This window comes from Klebsiella oxytoca (genome assembly GCF_009707385.1).
In the GTDB taxonomy this organism is placed as follows: domain Bacteria; phylum Pseudomonadota; class Gammaproteobacteria; order Enterobacterales; family Enterobacteriaceae; genus Klebsiella; species Klebsiella oxytoca_C.
Genome location: NZ_CP046115.1, coordinates 2,351,101 through 2,369,293, shown reverse-complemented (window position 1 = coordinate 2,369,293; position 18,193 = coordinate 2,351,101). Strand labels below are relative to the sequence as shown.

General features: G+C 50.6%; 16 protein-coding genes. 5 read left to right on the top strand and 11 right to left on the bottom strand.

All coding sequences use genetic code 11. From position 1 onward, the window contains the following. The first annotated feature begins 228 nt into the window (after positions 1-228). Entirely contained in the window at positions 229-447 is a 219-nt protein-coding gene (gene osmB / locus GJ746_RS10910; RefSeq protein ID WP_004139496.1) for an osmotically-inducible lipoprotein OsmB, read from the top strand. Between the two features lie 98 nt (positions 448-545). Here osmB and yciH read toward each other — a convergent pair whose 3' ends face one another. The 5 genes from yciH to pgpB all read right to left on the bottom strand — a co-directional run bounded on the left by yciH (position 546) and on the right by pgpB (position 4,187). Then, on the bottom strand, positions 546-872 hold the full coding sequence (gene yciH / locus GJ746_RS10905) for a stress response translation initiation inhibitor YciH (RefSeq protein ID WP_154682695.1): 327 nt from the start codon (positions 870-872) through the stop codon (positions 546-548). Beyond that, a complete protein-coding gene (gene pyrF / locus GJ746_RS10900; protein WP_154680211.1) occupies positions 872-1,609 on the bottom strand; it encodes an orotidine-5'-phosphate decarboxylase in 738 nt (245 codons plus the stop codon). The genes yciH and pyrF overlap by 1 nt, the downstream gene beginning before the upstream one ends. 190 nt (positions 1,610-1,799) lie before the next feature. Continuing rightward, a complete protein-coding gene (lapB, locus tag GJ746_RS10895) occupies positions 1,800-2,969 on the bottom strand; it encodes a lipopolysaccharide assembly protein LapB (RefSeq protein WP_154680210.1) in 1,170 nt (389 codons plus the stop codon). Positions 2,970-2,975: 6 nt separating this feature from the next. Continuing rightward, positions 2,976-3,284, bottom strand: coding sequence for a LapA family protein (locus GJ746_RS10890; RefSeq protein ID WP_154680209.1), 309 nt, complete (start codon positions 3,282-3,284; stop codon positions 2,976-2,978). Between the two features lie 135 nt (positions 3,285-3,419). Then, positions 3,420-4,187: a phosphatidylglycerophosphatase B gene (gene pgpB / locus GJ746_RS10885; RefSeq protein WP_154680208.1), complete on the bottom strand. Its 768-nt coding sequence runs from the start codon at positions 4,185-4,187 to the stop codon at positions 3,420-3,422. Between the two features lie 161 nt (positions 4,188-4,348). Between pgpB and ribA the strand changes: the two genes are divergently transcribed. Then, positions 4,349-4,939, top strand: coding sequence for a GTP cyclohydrolase II (gene ribA / locus GJ746_RS10880; protein ID WP_004121245.1), 591 nt, complete (start codon positions 4,349-4,351; stop codon positions 4,937-4,939). 58 nt (positions 4,940-4,997) lie between these two features. Here the strand turns inward: ribA and acnA are convergent, their stop codons facing one another. From acnA to topA, 4 genes are all read right to left on the bottom strand, one after another. Beyond that, entirely contained in the window at positions 4,998-7,670 is a 2,673-nt protein-coding gene (gene acnA / locus GJ746_RS10875) for an aconitate hydratase AcnA (RefSeq protein WP_154680207.1), read from the bottom strand. Between the two features lie 396 nt (positions 7,671-8,066). Further along, entirely contained in the window at positions 8,067-8,234 is a 168-nt protein-coding gene (locus GJ746_RS10870; RefSeq protein WP_154680206.1) for a YmiA family putative membrane protein, read from the bottom strand. Positions 8,235-8,477: 243 nt separating this feature from the next. Further along, the gene (gene cysB, locus GJ746_RS10865; RefSeq protein WP_154680205.1) at positions 8,478-9,452 is read right to left on the bottom strand and encodes an HTH-type transcriptional regulator CysB; all 975 of its coding nucleotides are present in this window, start codon (positions 9,450-9,452) and stop codon (positions 8,478-8,480) included. Between the two features lie 327 nt (positions 9,453-9,779). Beyond that, a complete protein-coding gene (gene topA / locus GJ746_RS10860) occupies positions 9,780-12,377 on the bottom strand; it encodes a type I DNA topoisomerase (protein ID WP_154680204.1) in 2,598 nt (865 codons plus the stop codon). A gap of 408 nt (positions 12,378-12,785) precedes the next feature. On the opposite strand from topA, the gene GJ746_RS10855 reads away from it, so the two are divergent. Next, positions 12,786-13,037, top strand: a complete 252-nt coding sequence (locus GJ746_RS10855) for a YciN family protein (RefSeq protein WP_032749442.1) — start codon at positions 12,786-12,788, stop codon at positions 13,035-13,037. A gap of 56 nt (positions 13,038-13,093) precedes the next feature. On the opposite strand, the gene sohB is transcribed toward GJ746_RS10855, so the two are convergent. Continuing rightward, positions 13,094-14,140, bottom strand: coding sequence for a protease SohB (gene sohB / locus GJ746_RS10850; RefSeq protein WP_154680203.1), 1,047 nt, complete (start codon positions 14,138-14,140; stop codon positions 13,094-13,096). A gap of 606 nt (positions 14,141-14,746) precedes the next feature. Here sohB and GJ746_RS10845 point away from each other — a divergent pair. Next, the gene (locus GJ746_RS10845; protein WP_154682694.1) at positions 14,747-15,553 is read left to right on the top strand and encodes an aminoglycoside adenylyltransferase family protein; all 807 of its coding nucleotides are present in this window, start codon (positions 14,747-14,749) and stop codon (positions 15,551-15,553) included. A 348-nt stretch (positions 15,554-15,901) separates the two neighbouring features. Here the strand turns inward: GJ746_RS10845 and catA are convergent, their stop codons facing one another. Continuing rightward, complete coding sequence (catA, locus tag GJ746_RS10840) at positions 15,902-16,555, bottom strand: type A chloramphenicol O-acetyltransferase (protein WP_154680202.1); 654 nt, start codon at positions 16,553-16,555, stop codon at positions 15,902-15,904. 563 nt (positions 16,556-17,118) lie between these two features. Between catA and GJ746_RS10835 the strand changes: the two genes are divergently transcribed. Then, the gene (locus GJ746_RS10835; protein WP_154680201.1) at positions 17,119-17,604 is read left to right on the top strand and encodes a hypothetical protein; all 486 of its coding nucleotides are present in this window, start codon (positions 17,119-17,121) and stop codon (positions 17,602-17,604) included. The last annotated feature ends 589 nt before the right edge of the window (positions 17,605-18,193 follow it).

Below are 18,193 nucleotides of genomic sequence, written 5' to 3'. Positions count from 1 at the left end.
CTTTGTCTGAGACTTTTCCGACACCTGAATTCAGACTTTTTACCTCCCTGAAAAATTTATAGAAAGTAGAATTAATGTTAGCGATATAACAGGAAGTAACTATCACCTGCGTGAATAGAGTAACACCTGCGCAACTAAAGCTTCATGGAATAACCCCTGAGCAGGAGTAACCAGCTATGCTTAAGGGAAGTTGTATCCATGAATAGATTATTCAGGAGAAAAAAAATGATGACTTCAATGAACAAAAAAATGGCCGCTGTGGTTCTGGCCGTCACTGTTGCAATGTCTCTGAGCGCTTGTTCTAACTGGTCTAAACGCGATCGTAACACCGCTATCGGCGCAGGCGCCGGTGCTCTCGGTGGTGCGGTACTAACTGACGGCAGCACCCTGGGTACCCTGGGCGGTGCAGCGGTCGGCGGTATTATCGGCCACCAGGTGGGCAAATAATTTTAACCACCAACAATAAAGCGAAACTTTTTATTAGCTGACATGCACACCAGCAGAAAAATGAAGGCCACGATATTTATCGTGGCCTTATTTATTGGTTAACCGCCGGCAAGCTTAACTTTCATTCCTTTGGCTTCCAGAAGCGATTTCAGCAAATCGCGTTTATCGCCCTGAATCTCAATCACGCCATCCTTAACCGCCCCGCCGCAGCCGCATTTCTTTTTCAGCTCTGCAGCTAACTTAGCCAGCGTCTCGTCATCTTCGTCTATTCCGCTAATCAGGCAGACGCCCTTTCCCTTACGACCGCTGGTCTGACGCTGAATACGTACGATGCCGTCACCTTTTGGACGCGCTTGTACCTGCCTGGGCTCATCAATACGACCGCCGTCCGTCGAATAAACCAGACGACTGTTGGAATCGCTCATCATGCCCCCTTGTTCAATGATGCATTGATATCGCGCAGCGTGGCGGCTGGATCGACAGACTGGGTGACGGGACGACCTATCACCATGTAATCAACGCCCGCCGCCTGTGCCTGTTCAGGCGTCATGATGCGACGCTGATCGCCAGCATCGCTACCCTGAGGGCGAATGCCCGGCGTTACCAGTTTGAACGCCTGACCAAGCTCCTGTTTGAAGCGCACGGCTTCCTGAGCCGAACAAACTACGCCATCCAGCCCGCAGCGCTGGGTCAGCGCCGCCAGCTTCGCCGCATGGTCGGCCGGAGAAAGCGTAATCCCCAGATCCTGCAAATCGCTGGCTTCCATGCTGGTTAACACGGTAACGGCGATCAGCAGCGGCGCATCCTTGCCGAATGGTAGCAGGGCTTCACGCGCGGCGGTCATCATACGTGCGCCACCGGAGGCGTGGACATTAACCATCCAGACGCCGAGCTCAGCCGCTGCGGCGACCGCGCGTGCGGTCGTATTCGGAATATCGTGAAATTTAAGGTCGAGGAAAACGTCGAAACCGCGCTGGTGCAGGTCACGAACAAACTGCGGACCCAGCAAAGTAAACATCTCTTTACCCACCTTCAGGCGACAGTCGCGCGGGTCGATACGGTCGACAAACGCCAGCGCTTTATCACGGTTATCATAATCGAGAGCAACGACGATGGGAGAGGATGTGACAACACGAGAAGAGGATGCAGCAGTAGACGTCATGACCGGACCTTAATTGTTGATGAGCGCCGGTTCGGCGCAAAAAAGGTAAACGGGCAGCATTCTACCTGCGATACGCCGAAAATAACAGGCTGCTTTTCCCTCCCTGCCGGACGCTGTGGGTGCCGTAGCCGGAGGAGACGACTAAAAAAACTTAAGTATGTTGTAACTAAATTGCGGCTTTTTTTTGATGCTATTGCCCATCGAGCCCGCGAATAGGCTTAATGGTTGACCAGGAGCGGCAGGACGGACAGTGCCAGTACAGCGTATGCGCGGTAAAACCACATTTCTGGCAGCGGTAGCGCGGCTTGCTGCGGACTTGTTCTCCAACCATATGACGCAGAACGCCCAGGCTCTGTTTCGCACGCCCCTCTTCGGCTTCATTGATGTGGTAATCGATCAACTTATGGAACACGCGCATCGTCGGATGTTGCTCCAGCTGACGGGTGACGTAATTTTGCGCGGACTCAATCCCTTCACGCTGCTCAAGAATTTGCGCCAGCATAAGGTCAGCCGTGGCCCCGGTATTTTCCTCCGCGCAGCGGCGCAAAAAAGCTTCCCACTCGTCGGTTTTCCCCGACTGCTGGTAACAGACCTGCAGCATGTCGAGGGTTTCTCCGACCAGTTCTTTATCCTGTTCGAGGACCCGTTCCAGACTCTCAATCGCTTTCGCGTAGTCGCCCTTTTCCATCCACACCCGCCCCATCATAATGGAAACGCGCGCGCTGTTGCGATCCGCGGCGGCGCCTTTTTTCAGCAACGCCATCGCTTTATCGAGATCGTTGCCCGCCATTTGCTGCAGCGCCAGTTCACACCAGAAATTGGCGATTTCGCCGCGATGCTTCTCTTTCCCCAGCTTAACCAGGCGTTCGGCTACTTCTATCGCCGACTGCCAGTCGCTGGTTGCCTGGTAAATTTGCAGCAGCTGCTGCAGAGCGCCCAGACGGAAATCTGTCTCATCCACCAGCTGCTTGAACATGCCCTCTGCCCGGTCATACAGACCTGCGGCCATATAATCACGTCCCAGCTGTTGAACAGCCAGCAGGCGCTGGTCGTAAGTTAGCGCCGCGCTTTCCATTAAGCTTTGGTGAATACGAATAGCGCGATCGACTTCGCCGCGCGAGCGGAACAGGTTGCCAAGCGTAAGGTGGGCTTCGACGGTGCCGGTATCTTCTTTCAGCATATCGAGGAACAGATCGACGGCTTTATCCTGCTGATTGCTCAGCAGGAAGTTGACCCCTGCAACGTAGTCACGTGACAGACGGCTCGCATCGTCCTGTTTGGACTGTTGTGCACTTCTGCGCCCCATGTACCAGCCATAAGCAGCGGCAACGGGCAAAAGCAGAAACAACAACTCCAGCATAGATGATTATTCCTTCACCGCAGGAACACCGGCTTCTACAGGTGCAGCGCTGACGGGGGCAATCTGGTGCTCCAGACGCTTAATTTTACGCTCGGCACGCGCCAGCGAAACGCGAACGCGTAGCCAGAAAAGGCCGCAAACCAGCCAGCCGATGGCAAAACCCGCGGCAAAAAGCACGGCCAACAGCGTCGAAATCCGGAATTCACCCTGCGCGAGCAAATAGTTGAACGTGACCATCTGATCGTTCTGCGCACCAAGCGTTACTGAAATGACGAAGATTGCTAACACCAGTAAGAAAATAAGTAAATATTTCACATGACTTCCCGTTATGTGGGTTGCGCGAAAAAGTCTCGCGTTCAGCCCTATAAAGTATCATTTTCGCCGCAGCGGTGAAATGGAAATGCATGACACCAGTACAGGATATGCGGCCTGATACTGGTAATATCAACATTATTCCGGTGCTGCCGCCCTTTTTTTAATATCCTGAACCTCTTCGCCCGGGGGCGATAATGGTCCGCAGAACCGTTGGGCAAGCCAGGTCGCAAGGGTCACCAGTAGCCAGGAAATCAGCGTCGCGACGATTAAATCCTGCGGCCAGTGCATACCCAACGCCAGACGGCTTCCCATCACCGCCGTCGCCCACGTCAGCAGCAGCCCAATGGTTACCCAACGACGTCGCGGCCACAGCAGGCCCACGCCGAGCAGGGCCCAGCTGGCAGCGAACATCGTATGCCCTGAAGGGAAAGCGAAGCCGGTCTCTTTTTGCCAGTGCTTACGCAAAAAATGAGGAATTTTTTGCTCTTGCGCCAGCTGCTCATGCACCAGTTTAGCGCGATCTTTGCGTTTCAACGCGTAGAATTGATTGACCGGAAGCTGATGCGCCTTTTCCAGCCAGATAACAAACGGACGTGACTCCTGAACCCGATCTTTAATCAACGACTTCACTCCCTGCCCGACCAGTATCGCTGCGGCCAAAATGAGAAACAGCACTATCGCCGCTCGCAGACGAAAACGCAGGCACCAGAGGAACCAGGCGCACAGGATAACGTGAGTAATGATGCCCCAGGGCTGGGTTACGGTCTCGGTGATCCAGTACAACAGCTTCATGACATCAGCCGATAGTCCCGGATGCCATTTCCAGCCGGAAATCCAGACCACGGCGGGCATGATTAATAACAAGGCCGCGCCTACGGCGGTTCGTCTGGCAATCAACAGCATCTTGTCTCCTTATCATTGAACTCAATATCATAACGGAAAGTAGCTCGTTTGTGCGCTTTGCGCGCAGGTGACCGTACGCAATTAGGAGAACGTCGCGCCGTTGTGGCAAAATAGCGGCAAACAGAAGCACAGTCAGGTGCTGATAGAATCTGGAGAATCACATGCAGCTTAAACGTGTGGCAGAAGCCAAACTGCCAACCCCATGGGGCGATTTTCTCATGGTGGGTTTTGAAGAACTGGCAACCGGGCAGGATCACGTCGCGCTGGTTTTCGGCGATATTTCGGGGCAGTCCCCGGTTCTGGCTCGCGTACACTCTGAGTGTCTAACGGGCGACGCCCTTTTTAGCCTGCGCTGTGATTGTGGATTTCAGCTGGAAGCGGCGTTGTCGCATATTGCCGAAGAGGGGCGCGGCATCCTGCTGTACCATCGTCAGGAAGGACGTAACATTGGCCTGCTGAACAAAATCCGCGCTTACGCCTTACAGGATCAAGGCTACGATACCGTAGAAGCCAACCACCAGCTGGGTTTTGCCGCTGATGAACGCGATTTTACCCTGTGTGCTGATATGTTTAAGCTGCTCAACGTCGACCAGGTTCGTTTGTTAACCAATAATCCGAAGAAGGTTGAAATTCTCACCGAAGCGGGTATCAACATTGTTGAGCGCGTTCCATTAATTGTCGGCCGTAACCCCAAAAACGCGCACTATCTCGACACTAAGGCGGCCAAAATGGGGCATCTGCTCAGTAAATAATCCACCGCAAACATGAAGGGCCAGCATATGCTGGCCCTTTTGCTTAAAACGAGATGAATTACAGCATATTACGGATCACATAGTGCAAAATACCGTCGTTCTGGTAGTAGGTCAGCTCAGTGGCGGTATCGATACGGCAGCGGCAATCAATGATTTCCTGCTTGCCATCCGCACGCGTAAGCGTAACCGGCACCGTCATACCGGGCTTTAACGCCTGCAGGTTGCGGATATCAATGCGTTCTTCCCCGCTTAGCCCCAGCGTTTTACGCGTCACGCCCTGCGGAAACTCCAGCGGCAGGATCCCCATCCCAATCAGGTTGGAACGGTGGATTCGTTCGAAGGACTCGGCAATAACCACCCTGACCCCAAGCAAACGAGGTCCTTTAGCCGCCCAGTCGCGGCTGGAGCCAGAACCGTACTCTTTGCCTGCAATAACCGCCAGCGGCGTGCCCTCTTTTTTATAGAGCATTGCGGCATCGTAAATAGCGACAGGTTGACTATCCGGAAGATGGCGCGTCATCCCTCCTTCAACGCCGGGGACCATTTCGTTACGAATACGGATATTGGCAAACGTACCGCGCATCATCACTTCATGGTTCCCGCGACGGGAGCCGTAGGAGTTAAAATCGATGCGTTCGACGCCGTGATTTTGCAGATAACGCCCCGCCGGACTATCGGCTTTAATGCTCCCCGCCGGGGAGATATGGTCGGTGGTCACCGAATCGCCCAGCATGGCCAGAATACGCGCTCCCTGAATATCCTCCACCGGCTTAGGTTCAACGCCCATATCGTCGAAGAATGGCGACAGGCGAATGTAGGTTGAATCATCCTGCCAGTCGTAGGTATCAGAACGTTCTACTTTGATCGCCTTCCACTCGGCGGTTCCTTCAAAGACTTCGGCGTACTCTTTACGGAACATCTCCGTTGAAACTTGCTCAACCGCACGCGCGACTTCGCTCCCGCTCGGCCAGATATCTTTTAAATAAACCGGTCGACCATCTTTACCCGTACCTAAAGGCTCACGGGTCAGGTCGAGATTCATATTTCCTGCCAGAGCATAGGCAACTACCAGCGGCGGCGAAGCCAGCCAGTTCGTTTTTACCAGAGGATGAATGCGGCCTTCAAAGTTGCGGTTCCCGGAAAGCACGGCCCCAACGGTCAAATCGCCCTGCTTGATGGCGCGCTCGATCGGATCAGGCAAGGGTCCTGAGTTACCAATGCAGGTTGTACAGCCATAACCGACGAGGTTAAAGCCCAGCTCATCCAGATAGGGGGTCAGCTTCGCATGGGCCAGATAGTCGGAAACCACCTTCGAACCCGGCGCCAGCGACGCTTTCACCCACGGCTGCGGCTTCAGTCCCAGCTCAACGGCTTTCTTCGCCAGTAAGCCGGCGGCCATCAGCACGCTAGGGTTAGATGTATTGGTACATGAGGTAATAGCGGCAATCACCACCGCGCCGTCCGGTAACGAATATTGCTGTCCGTTCAGCGTATAGTCGATTGGCCGTTTATCTTTCTGCGCGTGGTTAACCTCCAGCTCGGTGCTGGCGGCAAAAGCTTTAGGTACGTCTCCGAGGGCAACGCGATCCTGAGGACGCTTCGGACCTGCCAGACTGGCCTCGACGCTCCCCATATCCAGCGCCAGAGTGCTGGTGAACACCGGCTCGTCTCCGGGCTGACGCCACATCCCCTGCGCTTTCGCATAGGCTTCAACCAGCGCCACCTGCTCCTCGCTGCGTCCGGTCAGGCGCATATAGTCAAGCGTAACGGCATCAATCGGGAAGAAACCGCAGGTCGCGCCATATTCCGGCGACATATTGGCAATAGTCGCGCGGTCCGCCAGCGGCAGAGAATCGAGGCCATCGCCGTAAAATTCAACAAATTTACCCACTACGCCATGTTTGCGCAGCATCTGGGTAACGGTCAGCACCAGGTCCGTGGCGGTGATACCTTCCCGCAGTTTTCCGCTTAGCTTAAAGCCGACGACGTCGGGGATGAGCATCGACACCGGCTGACCCAGCATCGCAGCTTCCGCTTCAATACCGCCTACCCCCCAACCCAGCACGCCCAGACCGTTGATCATGGTAGTATGCGAATCGGTCCCGACCAGCGTGTCCGGGAAGGCTACCCATTCACCGTTTTGCTGCTCACCCCATACCGCCCGGCCAAGATATTCCAGGTTAACCTGGTGACAAATTCCTGTCCCCGGCGGAACTACGCTGAAGCGGCTAAACGCCTGCTGCCCCCAGCGTAAAAAAACGTAGCGCTCATGGTTGCGCTCCATCTCAAGACGGACGTTCTCTTCAAAAGCATCATCATCGCCAAAACGGTCTACCGTGACGGAGTGGTCAATCACCAGATCGACGGGAGAAAGCGGGTTTACTTTGGCGGTATCTCCTCCCAGGCGTTTTACCGCTTCGCGCATCGCCGCCAGATCGACCACGGCGGGAACGCCGGTGAAGTCCTGCATCAGGACGCGCGCCGGACGGTAAGCAATTTCTTTGTCGGCATGGGCATGTTTCAGCCATCCGGCGAGGGCGTGAATATCTTCGGCGGTAACTGATTCACCGTCCTGCCAGCGCAGAAGGTTTTCCAGTAGCACTTTGAGGGATTTGGGCAAACGCGAGAGATCGCCCAGTTCTTTGGCAGCCAGCGGTAAGCTGTAGTAATGCCAAATTTTATCTTTAACCTGTAACGTATCCTTGCTGGCTGCTCGTAGGGTTGACGACATAGCTCCTCCTTTACCTTAGGGATAGCATCCCCTGATCCTCCTCAGGGTCATTATTAAAGATAACACATCTTTCACGTAACACTTTGATAACAACTCAAATTGCTAAAATGGGTAAAAAACATTCAGACAGGAAATTTGAATAATAAGAGCGGATATATTGCGAAAGGTTGAAGAAGAAAGGTTTGTTTCGGCATTCGCATCGTATTCATGCGCGAGGACAAAGAAGAACTAATCGCCTCTAACATGGGCGATTAGTTCTATCAGATGAATTTATCAAGAGAGTCAAAAAAGAGAAAACGCTATCTTCCTTACTGCTGTTTTTTTATCAAATAGAAAGAGTTCTCAATATTTCATTTATCACAAAACTGACATAACCATTCTGACTGGAAATGCGCTCTAACTAAGAAACCAAACATTGCAGACAATCAGAGCAATGACGCTCCAGAACATCGCAAGCCCAAGGATAACGGCGCTCCAGGCCTTACTTCTCAAAACCGGATCTATCTCGGTCTTGTCACGTTCCTGTGACATCGCTAACTTCATATAATCGATATCACTCATCATTTTTTCACCACCAATCGCTAGAATCAACCAACCACAGATAAATATTAATTATGTATTCGACGTTAATCCAGCGAATTCCCCGGCCAAAAGATATCTTTCATCAATATTTTGATCGTGGCAGGGATATTTGCAAATGTGGTAGGAGGAGTTAATGAAAATTGTGATTCAGGCGAGGTTTAAATATTCATTTTGGAGCCACTATAGTTTTTTGGCATCCTCGAAAGGATGCCATTATTTTTTCGGTTATTTTTCCGGCAATTTAATATCTTTAAACATCGCTTCAATATCTTCATTTGAGCGTAAAGCGACGGCCGTGTCGACCACATCCCGCGTCAGGTGCGGAGCAAATCGTTGAATAAAATCATACATATAGCTTCGCAAGAAGGTACTTCGGCGGAAGCCTATCTTGGTAGTGCTGTGGCTGAAAATACCGTTAGCATCCAGCTTGACCAGATCCGGATCGGAAACGGGATCCACCGCCATGCTCGCTATCACGCCGACCCCCAGGCCAAGCCGCACATAGGTTTTAATCACATCGGCGTCAGTAGCAGTAAATACGATTCGCGGCGTTAGACCGGCGCGATTAAAGGCGGTATCCAGCTCAGAACGTCCGGTGAACCCGAAGGTATAGGTCACCAGCGGATACTGCGCCAGCTCCTCAATCGTTACCGCCTCTCGCGACGCCAGAGGATGCTCGGGAGTGACGACTACCGAACGGTTCCAGTGATAACACGGCAGCATCACCAAATCATCGTAGAGATGGAGCGCTTCGGTTGCGATAGCAAAGTCGGCATTACCTTTCGAAACCGCCTCAGCGATTTGCGTTGGCGATCCCTGGTGCATATGCAACGAGACGCGAGGATAGCGTTCGATAAAACCTTTGATGACGCCGGGTAGCGCGTAGCGGGCCTGAGTGTGGGTGGTTGCAACGTACAGTGACCCTTTGTCAGGCCAGGTATGTTCGCCGGCCACCGACTTTATCGCATCCACCTTCGATAAGACTTCACGAGCGATGCGTATGATCTCCTGGCCCGCAGGGGTAACCTGGGTCAGATGTTTGCCGCTGCGGGCGAAAATCTGAATGCCCAGCTCATCTTCCAGCATGCGAACCTGCTTGCTGATGCCGGGTTGCGAGGTATACAGGCCTTCGGCGGTAGAGGAGACGTTCAGATTATGGTTAACAACCTCAACGATATAGCGGAGCTGCTGTAGTTTCATGGCTGATATCCGATAGCGCGTAAAATGAACCCGCTTAATACATTTTACGTTCAGGCCACTTCCTGGCCGGCATTTTGGCCCAACCATCCCTGCGACTCGCCATTCTGGCGCCACAACGTATCCTGAAAACGATGATGTATAAGACGATTTAATAATAAAAAAGAGATTAGCTATAACCACTATATCATTTATATCTACTGTGTATAGATACTAACGAAAAATAATAAGCCGGTTATAAGGCGGATAAGATAATGAGAAAAGCTTTGGATATCAGTAGGATGAGATATTAAAAAGGGCCGCGATGCGGCCCTTATCGGAGTACAACGTTTACTTTTTTGCTTCAGTCCATTTGCCGTCGATATAGAAAGCTGACCAGCCGGTCGCTTTACCATCTTTCTCAGAGGCGACGTACTGCTGCTTAGTCTTACGGCTGAAACGCACCATCGTTTTGTTGCCTTCCGGATCCTGCTGCGGGGCGTCGGCCAGATAGCGCAGCTTCTCGGCCAGGCGATCGCGAAAACGGTACAGCTCTTCAACAAGCGGCGCACGCGTTTCGCGCGATTTCGGGAAGGTGTTGGCGGCCAGGAAAACACCCGCCGCACCATCGCGCAGAACAAAGTAAGCGTCTGATTTCTCGCACGGTAGCTCCGGCAACGGCACCGGATCTTCTTTCGGCGGAGCCACTTCCCCATTACGCAGGATTTTACGCGTATTTTTACACTCGTCGTTGGTGCAGGCCATATATTTGCCAAAACGTCCCATCTTCAGGTGCATTTCGGAACCACATTTTTCGCACTCAACGATCGGACCATCATAGCCCTTGATGCGGAACTCGCCCTCTTCAATCTCGTAGCCGTCGCAGGTTGGATTATTACCGCAGACGTGCAGCTTACGCTTCGGATCGATGAGATAGCTGTCCATCGCCGTGCCGCATTTTTTACAGCGACGTTTGGCGCGCAGCGCGTTGGTTTCAGCGTCATCGCCTTCCAGCACGTTGAGGACTTCATTTTCCGGCACCAGGTTAATGGTGGTTTTGCAGCGCTCTTTCGGCGACAGCGCGTAACCCGAACAGCCGAGGAATACGCCGGTACTGGCGGTACGGATCCCCATCTTACGCCCGCAGGTTGGGCAATCGATGCTGGTCAGTACCATCGGGTTCGGCTGCATGCCGCCCTCTTCCGGATCTTTCTCTGCGGTCTGGAGCTGAGAGGTAAAATCGCCGAAGAAGCTATCGAGAACCTGTTTCCACTCGGCCTGATGGTTAGCCACCTGGTCAAGACGATCTTCCATCTGCGCGGTAAAGTCATAGTTCATCAGATCGCGGAAGTTCTCCTCCAGACGATCGGTGACGATCTCGCCCATTTTTTCCGCATAAAAACGACGGTTCTCTACCCGTACATAGCCGCGATCCTGAATGGTCGAAATGATCGATGCATAGGTCGACGGGCGGCCGATACCGCGTTTTTCCAGCTCTTTAACCAGCGAGGCTTCGCTGAAACGCGCAGGCGGCTTGGTGAAGTGCTGCGCTGGCGTAAGCTCAACCAGACTCAGGCTGTCGCCCTTGTTTACCAGCGGCAAAGTACGATCTTCATCGCCTTTACGCAGCGCAGGCATGACTTTGGTCCAGCCGTCAAAGCGCAGTGTACGGCCGCGAGCCTTCAGTTTGAAATCGCCGGCTTTTACCGTCAGCGTAGTGGAGTCGTACTGTGCAGGGGTCATCTGACAGGCGACGAACTGGCGCCAGATCAGCTGATACAGTTTCTGCGCATCAGATTCCATATCTTTTAACGTTTCGGCAAGCACGTTGACGTCGGAAGGACGAATCGCTTCGTGCGCTTCCTGCGAGTTTTCTTTGCTGGCGTACTGGTTCGCGCTTTCCGGCAGATATTTTTTACCGAAGTTATCGCCAATATAGCCACGCACCATATTCAGCGCGTCCTGGCTCAGGTTCGTTGAGTCGGTACGCATATAGGTAATGTGGCCAGCTTCATAGAGACGCTGCGCCATCATCATGGTTTTCTTCACGCCGAAGCCGAGACGAGTACTGGCGGCCTGCTGGAGCGTGGAGGTGATAAACGGCGCGCCCGGCTTGCTGCTGGTCGGCTTATCTTCACGTTCCAGCACGCTGTAGCTGGCCTTCTCTAGCAGCGCTACCGCTGCCATAGTTTCATCACGGTTTACCGGACGGAACGGCTTATCGCCGTTATGCGTCACCTGCAGCGGCAACGCATCGCCGCCTGGCGTCGTGGTGCTGGCGTCAACTTCCCAGTACTCTTCCGGGACAAACGCTTTAATTTCACGCTCGCGCTCAACCACCAGACGTACGGCAACCGACTGTACGCGGCCTGCGGACAGACCGCGGGCAATTTTCTTCCACAGCAGTGGAGAAACCATATAACCCACCACGCGGTCCATAAAACGACGCGCCTGTTGAGCGTTTACACGGTCAATATTCAGTTCGCCCGGCTTTTCAAAAGCCTGACGGATAGCATTCTTGGTGATCTCGTTGAACACCACGCGGCTATAGCGCTGTTCATCACCGCCGATAACTTCCCGCAGGTGCCATGCAATGGCTTCCCCTTCGCGGTCAAGGTCGGTTGCGAGATAGATGTGGTCGGCTTTTTCTGCCAACTGCTTGAGTTCTGAGACTACCTTTTCTTTACCCGGAAGTATTTCATAGTGCGCATTCCAGTCATGCCACGGGTCCACGCCCATACGGTTGACCAAAGCGCCGCGTTCATCCTTCTTAGGCTTTTTAGCCCCTTTGGTGGAGGTAGAGTCGGCGCTCTTTTTGGAAGCTGAGCCACTGGTCGGCAAATCGCGGATATGACCGACGCTGGACTTAACCACGTAGTCATTACCCAGATACTTATTGATCGTTTTGGCTTTTGCCGGGGACTCAACGATAACGAGAGCTTTACCCATATTCACCTTTACCTAATTTGATTCATCCAGGAATACATCGCACATTGATTCACCATCCACTGGCGACACGTCCCAACCTATGTTGCGTCGTTGTCGATGGATATCAACCCTTTGCACCGGTTTCACATCCATAAAACCAGATAGCTGAGTTTGCTGGCTTTTTCTTGCCAGGCGACATAGCACGAATAATTTTTGGCCGAATGTCAAGCAAATCTGTTGCCAGATCGCTGAAAGCGTCACACTGTACCTGATAAAATTCGTTACGCAACTTTATTAGCATGCAAAAGCAAATCCCGCCACTAACTGTGTTTATTAGGCTCCTGCGATTACCCCTGCAAGAACAATGGAAAATTTGCCCCTCGCCGTCGCGCGGCGTAGACTAGCCGCCAGGAATCACAGGAGGCATTTATGCAAGGTACAACCCAACCCATCGATCGCCAGACGCTTCTGGAAAAAGCCAACAAACTCATTCGTGAACATGAAGATACGTTAGCCGGGATCGAGGCCACCGACGTCGTTCAGCGTAACGGCGTGCTGGTGTTCAGCGGCGAGTTCTATCTTGATGAGCAAGGGTTGCCAACGGCGAAGAGTACGGCGGTATTCAATATGTTCAAATACCTCGCGCACGAATTATCTGATAAGTACCACCTGGCAGAGTAAGCGTCACCTGCCAAGCTGATATGACAACGCGAGGCCAAAGCCTCGCGTTGTTTTGTTTACATTAGCGGCTTTTGCCCGCGCTGCCACCAGCGCAGCAGGAGTTTATCGACGCTTTCCGCCGCGCTACCGGTTACACGATCGAGCATTTTCTTACGTAGTTGATAGCGCACGCTGATAACTTCATGCTTATCCATCAACCCCAGCAATAGTTCATCGCTGGTCTCCACCGCGTCCACGAGGCCTTTTTCCAGCGCCTGTACCCCGTACCAGTGTTCGCCGGTAGCCACCTGCTCAATATCCAGCCCAGGACGCATCTGGTGGACAAAATCTTTGAACAGTCGATGGGTGTCATTAAGGTCTTCGCGGAATTTTTGCCGCCCTTCTTCTGTATTCTCGCCGAGCATCGTCAGGGTACGTTTGTACTGGCCGGCCGTATGCAGCTCAATATCGATATCCTTGTTCTTCAGGAAACGATTAATGTTCGGGATCTGAGCCACAACGCCAATCGAGCCGAGGATAGCAAACGGTGCACTGACAATTCTGTTCGCCACGCAGGCCATCATATAGCCGCCGCTGGCCGCGACTTTATCTACCGCCACCGTTAACGGGATCTGCTTATCGCGCAGACGCTGCAGCTGTGATGCAGCAAGGCCATAGCCGTGAACTACCCCACCAGGGCTCTCGAGACGAATCACTACCTGGTCGCGCGCTTTTGCCGCTGCCAGAACGGCTGTGATCTCTTCGCGCAGGCTGCTGACTTCATGCGCATCCATACTGCCTTTAAAATCGAGCACCCAAACCCGCGGTTTGACATCCGGCTCCGGGGTACCCAGCTTCGCCCGCGCCTTTGACGCTTTTGCTTCCTGCTTGAGCTTTTTCTTTTGCGCTTTGTGCCACAGCTTCTGCTGCGGGCCATCAAGCAACGACACCGCCAGCTCTTCCTTCATCTCCTTATATTGCTCGCTAAGATTGGTTACCCGCAGCTCGCCGCGCTGTTTTTTGCGCTGAGTCAGGTTAACAATAATGGCGACGATAACTGCAACTGCGACAACGATAGTCGCGATTTTGGCCAAAAAAAGACCATATTGAGCAAGTAATTCCACGTTTTCACCTTGTGTAAACCGCTGACGTTGGCGCACAGTGTACATCAGCCTTCAGCGAGAAGTCTTTGTGCTTTGTTGTCGCTGCGAGGCGCATTCCCGTTTTTTTCAGCGATGATGAAATCGTTGCAAGTTATTAATTCTGCGAATAGTTTCTGCTTCATTGATTGTAATAGCGGGCACATTCAGACAAAAAGGAAAGAAAAATCAAAAATTAACATTAAAAAAAACAAATGATTAAGTGAAAAAATTCAAAAACATACAACAAGGCATGACGTTATACGTCAAATAGAATCAATAATAATCAATCAGTTAAAATACATCAGTGCTCTATCTGTAAACTCACCCCAGGCAAACTCTCACCCGCCAGTGCTATATAAAGGAGGGACGTTTTGAGAGTTGTCTGTTCTTAGTGAAGAATCTGTCGGGCGCTCCCGTGAGTAAGAAATGATGTAATTCACCCAGAATATTGTAAAGTTTCAACTATCTCATCTCGCTCTACGTAGTTTGCCAGTCTCGTTTTGTTTAACAAACTCGCCTGGCGTAACATATTTATGCTATCCAGATCATCCCCTTGAACAACGATGCGCCCTGAGGCTGAAAGATATGATGAGAGCATTGGATCTCTCCCCCTGCACACAAAAACAGATACACACCGCCTGCACGCTTCTGGAACACGTTCTGGAAAACGATCTCATGGCGATTCACTTATTCGGTTCGGCGATTGACGGCGGTCTGAAACCACTGAGTGATATTGACCTGCTGGTCACCGTGCATTCGCCGCTGCGGGATGAACAACGGCATAACTTAATGCAGAGACTACTTGAGATATCGGCATACCCCGGAACGTCAGATGTTTATCGGGCGCTTGAAGTGACAGTTGTGGCCTATTCGCAGGTTGTGCCATGGCAATTTCCACCGGTGCGGGAACTGCAGTTTGGCGAATGGTTACGGGACGATATTACGAAAGGAGAATACGAATCGGCACGGCCCGATCCCGACCTGGCAATTTTATTGACCAAAGTACGTCAAAACAGTATCCCCCTACGAGGAGAAGAGGCCAGCCTGTTGTATGCAGCTATCCCTGAACGCGACCTACAGCATACATTTCATCAGGCCCTGGCCCTTTGGAATAAAGCTGATGATGTCATGGGAGATGAAAGAAATATCCTCCTGACGTTGGCGCGTATCTGGTACAGCGTTGAGACCGGCAGGATCGCGGCTAAAGACGAAGCCGCGGCCTGGCTGCTCCCACAATTGTCCGGAGTATATGCTGAATTATTGGCGGAGGCTCGTGCAGAATATCTCGGTCATGTTACCGTGGATTGGGCAGCTAAAATGCCGCAGGTTGAAGCGTTTGTCCGTGACGTAAAAAGAGGAATACAGGAAAAACTGGCGTGTCATACGCGGACATAGCACACATCCCAGCATGTCCATTACTTTAAAGTGGTTGATAATCACGAAAAGCAGCTAAACGCTCGCAGTAACATGAACGCTCAACCTGGTGAGGTTTTCCGAGGCTGTTATCTGATAACGTATGACATGACTGAAGCGACACTTCAATCATTTATGGTAAATGCAAACTACATTCTGCTGTGAAAGAGATGAAATCCACTTGAAAACTCACTATGTAAATAATCCTGTTTCTCCTGAGGCAGTAATATTCATGCAAAGGTCAGCTTAAAATTACATACCTCGCTAAATTTAAGGGGATTTCATCTAATCTGTAACAGCCGATTAGAAAAGAATCCAATCATCTTTCGCTTACCAACATGCCTTATAACAATATTGTTGTAATTCATTGAGTAATCTACCGACATGAAAACCATCGCAGACGGCATGATGTACCTGAACTGCCAGCGGCATTAACACCTTGTCGCCTTGTGGATAATATTTTCCCATCGTGAATACCGGAGCGAAGAAATTACTGATATTGGCTACATTTAAATCAAAACTGGTAAAACTAACCCACGGATTAGCTGATATGAAAAACATGTTCTCGATAACTCCTTTAGGGAAGTATGCCTTATTATCACGATACTGCGCCATATCTTCTGAATACGATTGAAAGAAATGTGTGATGTCGTTATGGTAGTAACTCCATAGAGATGAAAAAGTTTCTGTATCTTCATGGAAAATGGTATATCCAGGATGAATAACATCCCATATTATCAACTCATCGTCTTTCATCGCCATACGGAATTCAGCATGTTCATTCATCAGGCGGGTAATGATGTATATAAATGTTGGATAGAGCTTATACCCATTTTTCTTTACAGTTTTTAATAAAGCTGTAATATCCAGCTGCACGGTTTGACTAAAGGTACACTGAGCAACTGATTGAAATGCATGAAAATGTTCCTTTCGGTGCCATTGGTCTACGTCAACTACTGTATATCCAGCATTTTGTTGGTTCATTTTAATTTCCTTAGGTCCTGTGAATGTCGCTGACTAATTTAGTTATGTGCTATTCATAATTCAAATTTCATTATCATAAATCGTGGACCATTCGCATTTTCTGACCGAAGTCGGCTTCTCGCCCACAGCTGACTCACATTGCAGTCAATTAAAGTGATAGTATTATGAGTCTCTGCGTCTGGCTGCTGACGCGCAGTAATCTATGTGCATCACTGTACCAGCGCGCGAACGTTAGCGATTTGGTTTCCGGCATCTCTGGTGACTTTTACGCTGTGAATGCATTTACCACAAGCTTACCGCATTTATCATTTTAACGACCTGAGTGCCTGACTCAGACCGCAGGAAAAGGCAGGTGACTGCCCCACTTCCGCTCCTTCCTCCGGATGATCCAAATCTATCTGATTGAAGGATTTGGGGGTATCGCCAGTAGCCAACGAATTAAGTTGCATCGAATACTGAAGGGCAAATCAGGCCCCCGACGTGTAGGTAAAAAATATCAAATATTATGCATCTGCGAATTTGGTCTAATCTGTATGTGAGACTTTTCACTGAGGTGCACCGCTATGGATATCAATAATGTCATTGCAGAATTAAACAAAGACTGGTTTGATCGATTCACCTTCTCATCTGTTTCAACATCAATTAATGGGCTCGAGTTTATTCAAAACTATCATGTAAATTATGAAAGACGACCAGATCCTGAAAGCAAATTTATTGTTCATGGAACTGATACATACATGTTGGCGATCAATCATCTTTGTGCTTTCTTCATCCACCTCATTCGCAACAATCATGATGGGATCTTCACTCCATTGCAAGACTGTTCTTTATACGAGTTAAGCAAAAGAATTCTCATAGCTAAAAGTGAATTACAGTTTTTAAAACCCGTTTTCACGCAGGATATTGGGGTTAAATCCAAAATCGAAAGTTTCAAAGATCGCTATGAAAAGCATCAAATGGTCTTTCTGGATGCAAGTGTTGAAATAAACCATGGGCTGCATAAGTTTAACATGAATGGTGTCGTCAACATGCGAGATGAACTATTTTAATATTCTGCTCAAACATCTTTTCAGAAAATATAATTGAAGCCCTTCAAAAGGGCTTTTATAAGCCTTTACAATCGTCTTCCGGTGGGGACATCAGCTAATATTGAGCCGCCTGGCGACACAGCTCATATCCCCTGAGCGCTTGACTCAGCCAAACAGCATCCTTAACGCTCCATTTATGGCTGGAACGCTACGATACGGGGTGTAATCACCTCTCGAGCCTGAACCATGCCTATACAAATCAATTAAGCGCAATAAAAGAACGAATGCAGGATATTCCTATTGCCGAAACAACGACCAGACAGAAAGCTATTAGCCAGAATGATGACGCTTCTGAAGGGAAACATGTTCCGGGATGATATTTTCTGAAAAGCGTGCGCATTTTCACGCGCCGCGAAGCCTGTTTGCGAGGTTGTACGGTAAACAGGTTGGTGATAGTTTTGCACAGCATCTGTTGAGGCATAGATCAGGCAGGATGACAGAAAAGTCCCCTGGCAACAGAGAGCGTGAATGGGACGGATTGAGATGGGAATGAGTTACTTTGAATTTATGTTTGTAATTCATTGATTTTAATAATTAAATTTTACATACA